The sequence below is a fragment of the Pseudomonas extremorientalis genome (assembly GCF_024584605.1).
GTDB lineage: Bacteria > Pseudomonadota > Gammaproteobacteria > Pseudomonadales > Pseudomonadaceae > Aquipseudomonas > Aquipseudomonas extremorientalis.
Genome location: NZ_CP089519.1, coordinates 3,168,942 through 3,182,977 on the forward strand (window position 1 = coordinate 3,168,942; position 14,036 = coordinate 3,182,977).

Annotated in this window: 12 protein-coding genes; 7 read left to right on the forward strand and 5 right to left on the reverse strand. The window is 62.4% G+C overall.

Features of this window, described 5'->3' with window-relative positions; genetic code table 11:
• Positions 1 to 66 precede the first annotated feature (66 nt).
• The gene (locus LUU92_RS13975; protein WP_257103821.1) at positions 67 to 1,497 is read left to right on the forward strand and encodes a polyurethane esterase; all 1,431 of its coding nucleotides are present in this window, start codon (positions 67 to 69) and stop codon (positions 1,495 to 1,497) included.
• Positions 1,498 to 1,681: 184 nt separating this feature from the next.
• Complete coding sequence (locus tag LUU92_RS13980) at positions 1,682 to 1,846, forward strand: hypothetical protein (protein ID WP_165447925.1); 165 nt, start codon at positions 1,682 to 1,684, stop codon at positions 1,844 to 1,846.
• A gap of 47 nt (positions 1,847 to 1,893) precedes the next feature.
• Here the strand turns inward: LUU92_RS13980 and LUU92_RS13985 are convergent, their stop codons facing one another.
• Entirely contained in the window at positions 1,894 to 2,118 is a 225-nt protein-coding gene (locus tag LUU92_RS13985; protein WP_071488353.1) for a YgdI/YgdR family lipoprotein, read from the reverse strand.
• Positions 2,119 to 2,304: 186 nt separating this feature from the next.
• Here LUU92_RS13985 and LUU92_RS13990 point away from each other — a divergent pair, with 186 nt between their 5' ends.
• Both LUU92_RS13990 and LUU92_RS13995 read left to right on the forward strand, forming a co-directional pair.
• On the forward strand, positions 2,305 to 3,951 hold the full coding sequence (locus tag LUU92_RS13990; RefSeq protein WP_257103822.1) for a VRR-NUC domain-containing protein: 1,647 nt from the start codon (positions 2,305 to 2,307) through the stop codon (positions 3,949 to 3,951).
• Positions 3,948 to 6,203 carry an ATP-dependent DNA helicase gene (locus tag LUU92_RS13995; protein ID WP_257103823.1) on the forward strand — a complete coding sequence of 752 codons (2,256 nt, stop codon included), beginning with the start codon at positions 3,948 to 3,950 and terminating at the stop codon, positions 6,201 to 6,203. The genes LUU92_RS13990 and LUU92_RS13995 overlap by 4 nt, the downstream gene beginning before the upstream one ends.
• 74 nt (positions 6,204 to 6,277) lie before the next feature.
• Here the strand turns inward: LUU92_RS13995 and LUU92_RS14000 are convergent, their stop codons facing one another.
• Both LUU92_RS14000 and LUU92_RS14005 read right to left on the reverse strand, forming a co-directional pair.
• Complete coding sequence (locus tag LUU92_RS14000) at positions 6,278 to 7,744, reverse strand: sensor histidine kinase (RefSeq protein WP_257103824.1); 1,467 nt, start codon at positions 7,742 to 7,744, stop codon at positions 6,278 to 6,280.
• Positions 7,741 to 8,451 carry a response regulator transcription factor gene (locus LUU92_RS14005; protein WP_071488349.1) on the reverse strand — a complete coding sequence of 237 codons (711 nt, stop codon included), beginning with the start codon at positions 8,449 to 8,451 and terminating at the stop codon, positions 7,741 to 7,743. The genes LUU92_RS14000 and LUU92_RS14005 overlap by 4 nt, the downstream gene beginning before the upstream one ends.
• A 140-nt stretch (positions 8,452 to 8,591) precedes the next feature.
• Between LUU92_RS14005 and msrB the strand changes: the two genes are divergently transcribed.
• Genes msrB through msrA form a run of 3 tightly spaced genes read left to right on the forward strand, consistent with a single transcriptional unit; the run spans position 8,592 to position 11,539 of the window.
• Positions 8,592 to 9,092, forward strand: coding sequence for a peptide-methionine (R)-S-oxide reductase MsrB (msrB, locus tag LUU92_RS14010; RefSeq protein ID WP_071488348.1), 501 nt, complete (start codon positions 8,592 to 8,594; stop codon positions 9,090 to 9,092).
• Positions 9,093 to 9,124: 32 nt separating this feature from the next.
• A complete protein-coding gene (locus LUU92_RS14015) occupies positions 9,125 to 10,825 on the forward strand; it encodes a cytochrome c biogenesis protein DipZ (protein ID WP_071488347.1) in 1,701 nt (566 codons plus the stop codon).
• A 15-nt stretch (positions 10,826 to 10,840) separates the two neighbouring features.
• Complete coding sequence (gene msrA / locus LUU92_RS14020) at positions 10,841 to 11,539, forward strand: peptide-methionine (S)-S-oxide reductase MsrA (protein WP_257103825.1); 699 nt, start codon at positions 10,841 to 10,843, stop codon at positions 11,537 to 11,539.
• A gap of 13 nt (positions 11,540 to 11,552) precedes the next feature.
• Here msrA and LUU92_RS14025 read toward each other — a convergent pair whose 3' ends face one another.
• On the reverse strand, positions 11,553 to 12,503 hold the full coding sequence (locus LUU92_RS14025) for an alpha-E domain-containing protein (RefSeq protein WP_012724311.1): 951 nt from the start codon (positions 12,501 to 12,503) through the stop codon (positions 11,553 to 11,555).
• 2 nt (positions 12,504 to 12,505) lie between these two features.
• Positions 12,506 to 13,915 carry a circularly permuted type 2 ATP-grasp protein gene (locus LUU92_RS14030; protein WP_058425921.1) on the reverse strand — a complete coding sequence of 470 codons (1,410 nt, stop codon included), beginning with the start codon at positions 13,913 to 13,915 and terminating at the stop codon, positions 12,506 to 12,508.
• Positions 13,916 to 14,036: the final 121 nt, after the last annotated feature.

A 14,036-nucleotide genomic window follows, 5' to 3' on the forward strand; every position in this document is an offset into this window, starting at 1 on the left:
TGCCGGCACACCGGCACCCGCAGGTTTGGCTTTCTCGACAACTCCAACAAAAGAGAGGCACACCCCATGGGGATCTTTGACTATAAAAACCTCGGTGCCGAGGGCTCCAAGGCGTTGTTCGCCGATGCAATGGCGATCACGTTGTACACCTATCACAACCTGGATAACGGCTTTGCCGTGGGGTACCAGCACAATGGCCTGGGGCTTGGCCTGCCCGCCACGCTGGTCGGCGCATTGCTCGGCAGCACCGATTCCCAGGGCGTGATTCCCGGCATCCCGTGGAACCCGGATTCGGAAAAAGCCGCCCTGGACGCGGTGCACAAGGCCGGATGGACGCCGATCAGCGCCAGTGCCCTGGGCTACGGCGGCAAGGTCGATGCGCGAGGTACCTTCTTCGGCGAAAAGGCCGGCTACACCACGGCCCAGGTCGAGGTGCTGGGCAAGTACGATGATGCCGGCAAGCTGCTGGAAATCGGCATTGGCTTTCGCGGCACCTCCGGACCACGGGAAACCCTGATCAGCGATTCTATCGGCGATCTGGTCAGCGACTTGCTCGCGGCCCTGGGGCCCAAGGACTACGCGAAGAACTACGCCGGCGAAGCCTTCGGTGGTTTGCTCAAAAATGTCGCCGACTACGCCAGCGCCCATGGCCTGAGCGGCAAGGATGTGGTGGTCAGTGGGCACAGCCTGGGTGGGTTGGCGGTCAACAGCATGGCCGACCTGAGCAACAGTAAATGGTCCGGCTTCTACAAGGACGCCAACTACGTGGCCTATGCCTCGCCGACCCAGAGTGCCGGCGACAAGGTGCTCAATATCGGCTACGAAAACGACCCAGTGTTCCGGGCCCTGGATGGCTCGTCCTTCAACCTGTCGTCCCTGGGCGTGCACGACACACCCCATGTGTCGACTACCGACAACATCGTCAGCTTCAACGACCACTATGCGTCGACGCTGTGGAATGTAATGCCGTTTTCCATCGTCAACCTGCCGACCTGGATCTCGCACCTGCCCACCGGCTATGGCGATGGCATGACGCGCATCCTGGAGTCGGGCTTCTACGAGCAGATGACCCGCGATTCCACGGTGATCGTGGCCAACCTGTCCGACCCGGCACGGGCCAACACCTGGGTGCAGGACCTCAACCGCAATGCCGAGCCGCACAAAGGCGATACCTTCATCATCGGCAGCGACGGCAATGACCTGATCCAGGGCGGCAAGGGCGTGGACTTTATCGAGGGGGGCAAGGGTAATGACACCATTCGCGACAACAGTGGGCACAACACCTTCCTGTTCAGCGGCCACTTCGGTAACGATCGGGTGATCGGCTATCAGCCCACGGACAAGTTGGTGTTCAAGGATGTGGCAGGCAGCGCCGACTTGCGTGACCATGCAAAAGTGGTCGGCGCGGATACGGTGCTCACCTTTGGCGCCGACTCAGTGACCTTGGTCGGCATCGGGCAAGGCGGCCTCTGGGCGGACGGTGTGAGTATCGGGTGAATGATGCTTATGGCGTTCAGCCAGCCAATCCCCCAGGAAGGCCTGGGGTATCGGCTGAATGCAGCGGCGTGGAAAATCCTTCGGTAAATAAATATCTACCTGGTTGTCGCGACGGATCGCTCGGTGTGCCTGCGTTTAACGATCAAGCGAGCCGTTTCGCGTGATGACGTGGGAGGAACCGAGCATGTCCCGATTGCGATTGTTGCTGTGCGCCCTGGTACTGCTGGGGTTGGCTGGGTGTGCGGTGTACCCGGCGTATCCTGGCCCGTGCTGCTATCACCCGTACTACCACTCGTACTATTACCATCCCTACTATCACCCGTACTACCACCCGTATTACCGGTATTAACCGAGCGATAATGCAAAAAAAGCCCCGCACTGCGGGGCTTTTCATTGTTATTTTTCTTTGATAACCGTCGCGACGTCGGCGGCTTTGACTCGGATGCGCTTGCCGGCGATATCGGTAAATTCGTAGAACCCGTCGGCGGTCTTGGCGTTGGGGGTGTCCTTGGTCAAATACTGCGTGCCATTTTGCAGCGTTACTACGGTTTGCGTTGCGCAACCGGCCAGTACCAGAAAAGTGAGTGCAACCAGCGGCAGCCCCAGATTCTTCATGTTCATAACCCTTACCTTGACCTTGAAAAGTCCCGCGCCAGAGGCGGCGGGCGACAAATGTTACGCCATCGATTCTCCCATCTGATCACTTTTATAAGAAAAGTTGCAGGTGCCATTTATCTATTACCGATTGCAACAGGGCATTTGGGACGGCACTCTGTATGCATAACCAGTATTCGATCAGCGCGTGAAATGGCCAACCCCCTCGACGATCCCCTGTATTACCTGCATAACTTCCGCCGAGTGCTGCTCTGGCTGGCACAGCGCTATGCCGATTTGCTCGACCCGGACGAACAGCTTTTTATTCAGCAATTTGACAGGTTGCCGCAGGCGTCCCAGGCGCTTTTGGTGCGTATGGTGATGCGCAAGGGCGTGCATTTTCGGGCCGGCAAGCTCAATTACCTGGAGATTGGTTGCCCCCATGCCGCTGCCGGGCCGCTGATGGAACTGGGTTGGGTGGACGATCAGTACCTGCTGGCCTTTGAAGAGCTGTTCGCCGTGCTGCAAAAAGGTGAAATCCTGGCCGCGTTCAAGCCCTGGATAGACCAGCCCAAAGGCAAGAAAACCGATTGGCTGGAAGGGCTGTCGGCGCAATTCATGGACAGCCGCAGCTTTGCCACTTGGTGCCCCGAGCTGGCCGACAGGTTGTTCAGCCTCACGGTGATGGAGCTGTGCGACCGTCTGCGCCTGATGTTCTTCGGCAACCTGCATCAGGACTGGTCCGAGTTTGTATTGGCTGACCTGGGCATCTACACCTATGAAAAGGTCGAGTTCTGCGCCGGATCCCGTGGTTTGCGCCATCGTGACGATGTGCAGGGGTATCTGTTCCTGCACCACTGCCAGCAGGCCTTCGATGCCGGTGAGCCGCTGGAAGATGTACTGGCCGGGGTTGCCACGCTGGACACCGATAACCCCTGGCTGGAAAAACGCCGCGCCAAGCTGTTGTTCCAGATTGGTCAATATTGCGAGCGCACTGCCGAGCTGGCCGTGGCGGAGCGGATTTACCGGAACTGCACCTACCCCGGTGCCCGCTCACGGTTGATCCGCGTGCTGGAGCGCCAGGAGGATTACGCCCAGGCCATGGCCCTGGCGAACACGGCCCAACAGGCCCCGGAAAGCGCCGCCGAACAGCAGCACTTGCTGCGTGTCATCCCACGCCTGCGCCGCAAACTGGGCGAGCCGGCATTGCCCAAGGTCAAGCCACGGCCGGTCACGCGCCTGGATCTGGCCCTCACTCCGCCGGAACCCTTGATGTCGGTGGAGTACTGCGTGCAGGCGCACCTTAGCGAGCCGGATGGGCCGGTGCATTACGTGGAAAACGGCCTGATCAACTCGTTGTTCGGCCTGCTGTGCTGGGACGTGATTTTTGCGCCGTTGCCGGGTTCGTTTTTCCACCCGTTCCAGCGCGGCCCCGCCGACCTGCACAGCGCGGATTTTCACCAGCGCCGTGCGCCGCTGTTCGCCGCGTGTTTCGAGCAACTGCAGGACGAGCGCTACAAAACCACTCTCCGCCAACGCTACCGCGACAAATGGGGCATCCAGTCGCCCTTCGTGTTCTGGAACCTGCTCAGCGAAGAGCTGCTGGAGCAGGCCCTGGCCTGTTTGCCCGCCGAGCACCTGCGCTACTGGTTCGAGCGGCTGCTGCTGGACATCCGCGCCAATCGCGCCGGCATGCCCGACCTGATCCAGTTCTGGCCCGCGCAAAAGACCTACCGCATGATCGAGGTGAAAGGCCCCGGCGATCGCCTGCAAGACAACCAGCTGCGCTGGCTGGAGTTCTGCGGCGAGTACCAGATGCCGGTGACGGTCTGCTATGTGCGCTGGGCACAATCCGCTTGAGCTACACCGTCGCGGTGCGGGCGCTGTGCGAGTTCACGGCTAAGGTCGGTGACCTCGACCTGCGCTTCACACCATCGCCGAGTGCCCAGGAAGGCATCGCCGGCCACCGTACCGTAGCGTCGCGGCGCAGTCAGCACTACCAGAATGAAGTGGCGCTGGAGGGGCAATACCAGCAGCTCACGGTGCGGGGCAGGGCGGACGGCTATGACCCGGATGCCAACCGCCTTGAAGAAGTGAAGACCTATCGCGGTGACCTCGATGCCCAGCCCGCCAACCATCGGCAATTGCACTGGGCCCAGGTCAAGGTGTATGGCTGGTTGATGTGCCGCAAACTCGGGCTCGCGCAAATCGACCTGGCGCTGGTGTACTTCGATATCGTCGGTGAGGGCGAAACCTTGCTCAACCAGCGCTTTCAAGCCAGTGAACTGGAGCCGTTCTTCAACCAGCAATGCGCGCTGTTCCTCGGCTGGGCCGAGCAGGAAATGCAACACCGCGCAGCGCGCAACGACGCCGCGCAGACCCTGGCGTTCCCCCATGCGGATTTTCGCCCTGGCCAGCGCTCACTGGCCGAGTCGGTGTACAAGGCAGTCAGCACCGGCCGCTGCCTGATGGCCCAGGCACCGACCGGCATTGGCAAGACCATCGGCACGATTTTCCCGTTGCTCAAGGCCCTGGCGCCCCAGCAATTGGACACGTTGTTCTTCCTCACCGCCAAGACTCCCGGCCGCAAACTCGCCCTGGACGCCGCCCAAGTGCTGTATGCCAGCAGCCCCGGCTTGCCGTTGCGTGTGCTGGAACTGGTGGCGCGGGACAAAGCCTGCGAGCACCTGGACAAAGCCTGTCATGGCGACTCCTGCCCATTGGCCAAGGGCTTCTACGACCGCTTGCCCGCCGCGCGCATCGCCGCGTCCAAGGTGCGTCTGCTCGACCAGCGCAACCTGCGTGACGTGGCCCTGGCGCATCAGGTCTGCCCGTATTACCTGAGCCAGGAAATGGCGCGCTGGGCTGACCTGGTGGTCGCTGACTACAACTACTACTTCGACTTTGGCGCCATGCTGTTCAGCCTGGCCCAGCTCAACCAATGGCGTGTAGCGGTGCTGGTGGACGAGGCCCACAACCTGGTCGAACGGGCGCGTTCGATGTACAGCGCCAGCCTCGACCAGTACCACCTCAAGACCCTGCGCGACAGCGCCCCGCAGCCGTTGAAGAAACCCTTGCAGCGCCTCAACCGTGAGTGGAACGCGCTGCACAAGGACCAGCTTGCGCCGTACCAGGCCTACGCCGCCCGCCCGGACAAACTGTTGCAGGCCCTGAGCGTGTGCGTCAGCGCCATGGGCGAATACTTCAACGAGCACCCCGAGTCCCTCAGCGGCGACCTGCAGGCCTTCTATTTCGATGTGCTGCAATTTGCCAAGGTGGCGGAGCTGTTCAACGAGCACTTCATTTTCGACATCAGCAAGCGCCAGCTCAGCGGCAAACGCAGCAGTTCCACCCTGTGCCTGCGTAATGTGGTGCCCGCCGAATTCATCCGCCCGCGATTGACGGCTGCCCGCAGCAGCGTGCTGTTTTCCGCGACCCTGAGCCCCCGACATTATTACGCCAACTTGCTGGGTTTGCCGGCGGATACGGCGTGGGTCGACGTGGAATCACCGTTCAAGGCCGAGCAGTTGCAGGTGCGCATCGTCGCTGAAATCTCCACGCGCTTTGTGCACCGCCAGGCCTCGCTGGAGCCAATCGTCGAGCTGATTGCCCGCCAGTACACACAACAACCAGGCAACTACCTGGCGTTTTTCTCAAGCTTTGATTACCTGCAACAGGTTGCGCAGTTGCTCGCCGAGCGACATCCGCAGATCGTGCTGTGGCAGCAGTCACGCGGCATGGCCGAGACCGAGCGCCAGGCGTTCCTCGACCAGTTCACCGAACACAGCCAGGGCATCGGCTTTGCCGTGCTGGGCGGCGCATTTGGCGAGGGCATCGACTTGCCGGGGGCACGCTTGATCGGTGCGTTCATTGCCACCCTCGGGTTGCCGCAACTGAACCCGGTCAATGAACAGATGAAACTGCGCATGGGCGCGATCTTCGGCGCTGGCTACGACTACACCTACCTGTATCCCGGCCTGCAGAAAGTGGTGCAGGCGGCGGGGCGGGTGATCCGTAGCCAGCAGGACCGTGGCGTGGTGATGCTGATCGATGACCGTTTCGGCGAAGGCCAGGTACGCCAGTTGTTGCCGCGCTGGTGGGCGCTGGCGTGAGTTTTTCCTGCCATCAATGAGGCTGGTGCCGGAGTCGGTCCTCCCGCACCCGGCGTTGCTCGAACCGGAGCGGGTCAACGCGCTGATGCTCGGGTTTCCAGGGAAAACGTAAAGGTTGCGCCTCGGCCGGGGCGGTCCACCAGGCTGATGCTGCGCCCGTGCAGTTGCAGGATGCGGTGCACGATTCGCAGGCCCAACCCCCCGTCGCGCCGGGCGCCGCCAATGGTGAATGCGCGCAGGAACAGGCCTTCGCGTAATTCGGCGTCGATGCCCGGGCCGCTGTCGCTGACGGTGACGGCTACCGCATGGGTTTGAGGCGACAGGATGACCTCGATTTCGCCGTTCACCGGGGTATGCCGCAGGGCATTGTCCAGCAGGTTGGTCAGCACCCGTTCGATCAACCCCAGGTCTGCCTGCACCGTCGGCACCTGCGGCGGCAGGCTCGCCGTCAGCGTGATGCCGCGTGCCTCGGCAGTCAGTTCGAATTTCTGGAAGATGTCCTGCACCAGGTCCGGCAATGAAAAACCTTCGATCACCGGCTGCACAAAGCCATGCTCCAGGCGCACCAGTTCCAGCAGCGATTGGGCCAGGCCGCCGACTTTACGGCTCTGGTCTAAAGCAATCCCGAGGTAGCGACGGCGCTCTTCCGGGCTGAGGCTGGCATCCTTGAGCGACAGGGTTTCCAGGTAACCGTGCAACGAGGCCAGCGGTGTGCGCAGGTCATGGGAGATATTCGCGACCATTTCCCGGCGTTCCTGGTCCTGGTGGGTGATGGCGCGCCACTGTTCGCCCAGGCGGTTTTCCATTTGCACGAAGGCGTGGTCCAGCACGGCGATTTCATCGCCGCTGGCGAGTGGCACTGCGACGGATTCTGCCGGTTTGGGCGCGCCATTGATGTCGAACTGGCCAACCTTGTCAGTGAGTTGACGCAGCGGTCGGGTGATCCAGGCAAACGCGATCAGGCCGGCCATCAGGCAGAGCAGGGCGACCAGGCCGATGGACCACAGGGCGATCTTCAAGGCCATGCCGGTGGCGTCCTTGGCGTCGTACGCATCGTGGGCTTCACCGAGCAGGACCACATACAGGAACCCGGTCTGCTGCCCGCCGGCGGTGAGTGGCGCGGCGCTGAATACCTTGCGCCCATCGACGCTGCGCGGGTCGTCCCCGAGGATCGGCAGCATGAAGCCCGCGAGGAAGCGCCGGATGGGCGCCAGGTCGACCTTGTCACGCAACAGGTGGCCGCTGGGTGCGGCGTTGCCGACCACGCGGCCGTCGATGTCGAGCAGGTACACCTCGACGCTGGGGTTGACCAGCATCAACTGGCTGAACAGGTTGCGCACGGCGTCGGGCTTGAGGCCGTCGGCGTCCATCAATTGGGTGTCGCGGGCGATGTGCGCCGCGAGATCGCGGGACAGGCCTTGCACCACCTCCAGCTCGTGCATGCGGTTGGAACGAACCTGCAGCCACGCCGAGGTGCCGCTGCAGATCAACAGCAGTACCGCGAACACCAGCGACAGGCGCTGGGTGAGGGTGAGCTTCATGGCGGGCTCTCGGCAAACTTGTAGCCACGGCCCCACACCGTGAGGATGCGCGCCGGGTTGGCCGGGTCGGCTTCGACCTTGGCCCGCAGGCGGTTGATGTGGGTGTTGACCGTGTGTTCATAGCCTTCGTGGCTGTAGCCCCACACCGCGTTGAGCAAGTCCATGCGCGAGAACACTTTGCCCGGTTGGCGCGCGAAGAAGTACAGCAGGTCGAATTCCCGTGGGGTAAGGTCCAGGCGCTGGCCTTGCAGGGTGGCGTCACGGGTCAGCGGGTTGATGAACAATTGGCCGAGGTCGAGGCTGCCGGCGTCCATCTTCAGGTTGCGCGCCATGGCGTCGACCCGGCGCAGCAACGCTTTCACCCGGGCCACCAGTTCCGGCATGGAAAACGGCTTGGCCAGGTAATCATCCGCGCCCAGCTCCAGGCCTAGGATGCGGTGCAGTTCGCTGGAGCGTGCGCTGGTGATGATGATCGGGGTGTAGCGCGTCATGGCACGGGCGCGCCGACAGATCTCCAGGCCATCCACGCCGGGCAGCATCAGGTCGAGGATCAGCGCATCCCAGCCGCCTTGCTCCAGCAGGCGCAGGCCTTCATTGCCATCGGCGCTGTGCACCACGTCGAACTGTTCATCACGCAGGTGCAGGCAGATCAGGTCGGCGATATGGGCATCGTCCTCGACCACCAGGACACGTTTGGGCTGATCCATGTAAGAGAAACCTTCGCTTGTAGTTCGCGCATTGTGCGGCTTTTGCAACAGTGTAGTTATCACGAATTGTTTAACTCTGCGTGAGGATTCCGCGACCGTAAACAGCCCAAGATTCCCTCACTTCAAAGAGGGAAAGCACCATGTACTCACGCCGACAAATACTCCTGGCCAGTGGCGGCCTGGGTGTCGCCGTCCTGGCGGGCGGCCTGCTCAAGCAACTCAATAGGGTCGCTGACGCCGAAGCCGCCGAAACCTTCGAGGTCAGCCACACCGACGCGCAATGGCACAGCCTGCTCACCGACGAGCAATACGCCATCCTGCGCGAAGAGGGCACCGAACGCCCCTACAGCAGCGCGCTCAACGATGAACACCGTGCCGGTACGTTTGCCTGTGCCGGTTGCGCGCTGCCGCTGTTTGCCTCGGCCACCAAGTTCAACAGCCACACCGGCTGGCCCAGTTTCTGGCAACCGCTGGAGAACGCGGTGGCCAGCCGTACCGATACGTCCTACGGCGTGCTGCGCAAGGAAATCCACTGCCGTCGCTGTGGCGGCCACCAGGGGCACGTGTTCGATGATGGCCCGCCACCCACCGGCCTGCGCTACTGCATGAACGGCGCCGCCATGACGTTCGCGGCGGCGTAAGCCAATGTCTTTTTCTTATAAGGGTCCATCCCATGTGGCTTCTGGTTCTCGCGTACCTGGGCGGCGTGCTGACAATCGTCAGTCCGTGCATCCTGCCTGTTCTGCCTTTTGTCTTCGCTCGCACCGGGCAGCCGTTTTTGCGCAGTGGCTTGCCGCTGTTAGCGGGGATGGCGGTGACATTCGCCCTGGTGGCCTCGCTGGCGGCGGTGGGCGGCGGTTGGGTGGTGCAGGTCAATCAATACGGGCGCTGGCTCGCGTTGCTGTGCGTTGCCCTGTTCGGACTCACGTTGTTGTTGCCGCAACTGTCGGAACGCCTGACGCGCCCGCTGGTGGCCGCCGGCAGTCGTTTGTCGCAAGCCGCCGGGGCCGATGCCCGGCCGCGGCCGGGCGCGTCGTTCCTGATCGGCGTGGCCACCGGGCTGCTCTGGGCACCGTGCGCCGGGCCGATCCTGGGGCTGGTGCTCACCGGCGCGGCGCTGCAGGGCGCCAGCATCGGTACTACCTTGCTCTTGCTGGCTTACGCCGCCGGTGCTGCCACCTCCCTCGCGCTGGCGTTGCTGGTCGGCGGTAAGGTCTTTGGTTTCATGAAGAAGTCCCTCGGTGCCGGCGAATGGCTGCGCCGGGGCCTGGGTGGGTTGATGCTGGCCGGTGTGGCCGCGATTGCGCTGGGCCTCGACACGGGCGTGCTGTCGCGGCTGTCGACCGCGTCCACCGGTGGCCTGGAACAAAGCCTGGTGGATCGCCTGAGCGCCAAGCCGGTGAAGCCGGGCGGGGCGATGATGATGGCCGCCAATCACGGCGACACCTTGCCGATCGAAGGCGCGCTGCCGCCCCTCGACGGTGCCGTGCAATGGCTCAACAGCCCGCCACTGACCACCGAAGCACTCAAGGGCAAGGTGGTGTTGGTGGATTTCTGGACCTACTCCTGCATCAACTGCCTGCGCACCTTGCCGTATGTAAAGGCCTGGGCCGAGAAATACCGCGACCAGGGCCTGGTGGTGATCGGCGTGCATGCGCCGGAGTTCGCCTTTGAGCGCGACGTGAACAACGTCACCCAGGCCATGAAGGACCTGGGCATCACTTACCCTGTGGCCATCGACAACAACTACAAGATCTGGCGCGCGTTCAACAACCAGTACTGGCCGGCCCATTACTTCGCCGATGCCAAGGGCCAGATTCGCTACCACCACTTCGGTGAAGGCGACTACGCCGAGTCGGAGCGGGTGATCCAGCAGTTGTTGCGTGAAGCCGGCGCGAAGAACGTCGCGGGCGGCTTGATCGAAGCCGATGCCAAGGGCGTGCAACAAGCGCCGGACATGAACGAGGTGCAGTCGCCGGAAACCTACCTGGGTTCGCAGCGCGCCGAAAACTTCGTCAAGTCCGGCCCCCTGGCACTCAACCAGTGGACCCTGCAAGGCCAATGGAACGTCGGCGGCCAGCAAGCCACCCTCGACCAGGCCGGTGGGCGCATCGTCTACCGCTTCCACGCCCGCGACCTGCACCTGGTGCTCGGCCCGGGCGCCGACGGCAAGCCGGTGCGTTTCAAGGTCACGATCGACGGCCAGGCCCCGGGCGGTGCCCATGGCACCGACGTCGCACCGGATGGCAGCGGCACGGTCACCGAACAGCGTTTGTACCAGCTGGTGCGTCAGCCGGGCGCCGTGCAGGACCGCACCTTCACCATTGAATTCCTTGACCCCAACGTGTCGGCGTATGCCTTCACCTTTGGTTAACCCGGAGTGCCTGCCATGAATGTATTCAAATACCTGCCAGTCCTGGCCTTCGCAGCGTTCGTCGGTCAAAGCCTGGCCTTTTCCTTTGGCGCTGCCGCCGACGACGCCGTGGTGATCGCGCCACCCGCCCTGGACCTGCCCGCCGAAGCTGGCAACCTGCAAACCGCTGTGTTCGCCGGCGGGTGTTTCTGGGGTGTTCAAGGGGTGTTCCAGCATGTGCGAGGCGTGAAGAACGCCGTGTCCGGCTACGATGGCGGCGCTGCAAGCACAGCGCAATATGAGTCCGTCAGCGACGGCAACACCGGCCACGCCGAAGCGGTTTCCGTCACCTACGACCCGAGCAAAATCAGCTTCGGCAAACTGCTGCAGATCTACTTCTCAGTGGCCCACAACCCCACCGAACTCAACCGCCAGGGCCCCGACACCGGCACCCAGTACCGTTCGGCGATCTTTGCGCAGAACGCCGAACAGCAAAACGTCGCCCAGGCCTACATCGCCCAGTTGGACGCCGCCAAGTCTTTCGACAAACCCATCGTCACTAAAATCGAGATGGGCAAGGTGTTCTACCCGGCGGAGTCCTATCATCAGGACTTCCTCACCGAGAACCCGTCCTACCCCTACATCGTGATCAATGACCTGCCTAAAGTGGCGCAACTCAAAAAGCTGTTCCCCGACCAATACCGCGCCGAGCCGGTGCTGGTGAAAAACCAGTAACCGCGGTTGTGGATTACACAACCTCCAGGTACGAGCTATGAATCGCCCGCGCCAACTCGCGCACGGTGTCGATAAATTCCGTGAGACGGCTGTGCAAGCCGTCTTCAAGGATTTCATCAATCCCCGTATACCGCAGCCGCGCCTCGAACTCCGCCGCCAGGCGCTGCGCCGTGCGCCCATAACTGCCAGGCAGGTCCGCCAGGATATGGCTCAACTCCTCGATGCACGCATGCAACGAGCGCGGCACATCGCTGCGCAACAGCAGTAATTCGGACACGGAACGGGCGTTCAACGCGTTCGGGTACAGCTCCGTATACGCCTCGAAGGACGACAACGCGCGTAGCAGGGCGCTCCACTGGTAATAACCGCGTGCCGACAAGTCACTGACTTCTTCCGATTCCTCGCCGAACATCTCGTAGCGCGCATCCAGCAAACGCAGGGTGTTGTCGGCACGCTCGACAAAGGTGCCGAGGCGAATGAACCGATAGGCGTCATTGCGCATGATCGTCCCCGAGGTTGCCCCACGAAACAGGTGCGAGCGCTGCTTGACCCAATCACAGAAGTGGCTGATGCCGTGTCGCGCCAGGCCGCCGGCGGCGATGCTGCGCATTTCCAGCCAGGTGGCGTTGAGGTTTTCCCACATGTCGGCGGTGATGCGCCCGCGTACGGCGTGAGCATTGCCACGGGCGGCGCGCAGGCAGTTGTAGATGCTGGCGGGGTTTTCTTCGTCGAGGGCGAAGAAGTGCAGCATGCGCTCGGCATCCAGCTGTTTATGGCGTTCAAGGTAGCTGTCCAGGGTGCCGCTGCTGAGCAACGACATGGCCAGTTCGTCCAGACCGTCGCTGCGCCCGGCTTGTGGCATCAACGACAGCGAGTAACTGACTTCGAGCATGCGCGCCAGGTTTTCGGCACGCTCCAGGTAACGGGACATCCAGTACAGATCTGCGGCGGTTCTACTCAACATACTCAGCCCTCCACCACCCAGGTGTCCTTGGTTCCGCCGCCCTGCGACGAGTTGACGATCAACGAGCCTTCCTTCAATGCCACGCGGGTAAGCCCACCGGGCACCAGGCGGGTTTCCTTGCCCGACAGCACAAAGGGCCGCAGGTCGATATGCCGTGGGGCGATACCGTTTTCAACGAAGGTGGGGCAGGTGGACAGGCTCAACGTCGGTTGGGCGATGTAGGCGTGGGGACGCGCCTTGATGCGCTGGCGGAAGTCCTCGATCTCGGCGGCGCTGGAAGCCGGCCCGACCAGCATGCCGTAGCCACCGGAGCCCTGGGTTTCCTTGACCACCAGTTCCGGCAGGTGAGCCAGTACGTGGGACAGTTCATCGGGCTTGCGGCACTGGAAGGTCGGTACGTTTTGTAGCACCGGTTCTTCGTCCAGGTAGAAACGGATCATTTCCGGCACATAGGGGTAGATCGACTTGTCGTCCGCCACGCCGGTGCCGATGGCATTGGCCAGCACTACGTTGCCGGCGCAATAGGCCGCGACCAGGCCGGGGACGCCGAGCATCGACTCGGGGTTGAAGGCCTTGGGGTCGAGGAAGGCGTCATCGATGCGCCGGTAAATCACGTCGACCGGCTTGGGGCCGTCGGTGGTGCGCATGAACACCTTGAGGTCGTGCACGAACAGGTCGGCGCCTTCTACCAGTTCCACACCCATTTCCCGGGCCAGGAACGCATGTTCGAAGAACGCGCTGTTGAAGCGGCCCGGGGTCAGTACCACCACGTTGGGGTTGTCCAGGCGGCTGGAGCTCTTCAACGTCTTGAGCAGCAGGTTGGGGTAATGGTCCACCGGCGCGATGCGTTGCTTGGCGAATACTTCGGGGAACAGGCGCATCATCATCTTGCGGTCTTCGAGCATGTAGCTCACGCCGCTGGGGGTGCGCAGGTTGTCTTCGAGCACGTAGTAGGTGCCGTCACCGTCACGCACCAGGTCGACACCCGAGATATGCGAGTAGATGTCGCGGTGCAGGTCCAGGCCGACCATGGCCTTCTGATAGCCCTCGTTGCCCAGCACCTGGTCCGCCGGAATGATCCCGGCCTTGATGATGCGCTGGTCGTGGTAGATGTCGGCGAGGAACATGTTCAGCGCATTGACGCGCTGGATACAGCCGCGTTCGATAACGCTCCATTCACTGGCAGGGATGCTGCGCGGGATGATGTCGAAGGGGATCAGGCGCTCGGTGTCTTGTTCGTCGCCGTAGAGGGTGAAGGTGATCCCGGCGCGGTGAAACAGCAAATCGGCTTCGCGGCGACGCTGGGCCAGCAGTTCCGGCGGCGTATTCGCCAGCCAGCGGGAGAAGTCCTGATAGTGCGCACGGCAGGCGCCGTTTGCGTCATTCATTTCATCGAAGAAAGATCGAGCCATTCCAGTACCTTGTCAGTGCCGAGGGACGCTTGGGTGGCACTGCCGTTTCAAAAAACGCATTTTTTATGAGCCCGTGGCTAAGGGTGCCACTGGGCCTGGTCCTTACTTTCTTGTGGGGTCG

Coding starts and splice junctions, on each gene's coding strand:
- LUU92_RS13975 (WP_257103821.1), top strand. CDS start 67: ATGGGGATCTTTGACTATAAAAACCTCGGTGCCGAGGGCTCCAAGGCG.
- LUU92_RS13980 (WP_165447925.1), top strand. CDS start 1,682: ATGTCCCGATTGCGATTGTTGCTGTGCGCCCTGGTACTGCTGGGGTTG.
- LUU92_RS13985 (WP_071488353.1), bottom strand. CDS start 2,118: ATGAACATGAAGAATCTGGGGCTGCCGCTGGTTGCACTCACTTTTCTG.
- LUU92_RS13990 (WP_257103822.1), top strand. CDS start 2,305: ATGGCCAACCCCCTCGACGATCCCCTGTATTACCTGCATAACTTCCGC.
- LUU92_RS14000 (WP_257103824.1), bottom strand. CDS start 7,744: ATGAAGCTCACCCTCACCCAGCGCCTGTCGCTGGTGTTCGCGGTACTG.
- LUU92_RS14005 (WP_071488349.1), bottom strand. CDS start 8,451: ATGGATCAGCCCAAACGTGTCCTGGTGGTCGAGGACGATGCCCATATC.
- msrB (WP_071488348.1), top strand. CDS start 8,592: ATGTACTCACGCCGACAAATACTCCTGGCCAGTGGCGGCCTGGGTGTC.
- LUU92_RS14015 (WP_071488347.1), top strand. CDS start 9,125: ATGTGGCTTCTGGTTCTCGCGTACCTGGGCGGCGTGCTGACAATCGTC.
- msrA (WP_257103825.1), top strand. CDS start 10,841: ATGAATGTATTCAAATACCTGCCAGTCCTGGCCTTCGCAGCGTTCGTC.
- LUU92_RS14025 (WP_012724311.1), bottom strand. CDS start 12,503: ATGTTGAGTAGAACCGCCGCAGATCTGTACTGGATGTCCCGTTACCTG.
- LUU92_RS14030 (WP_058425921.1), bottom strand. CDS start 13,915: ATGGCTCGATCTTTCTTCGATGAAATGAATGACGCAAACGGCGCCTGC.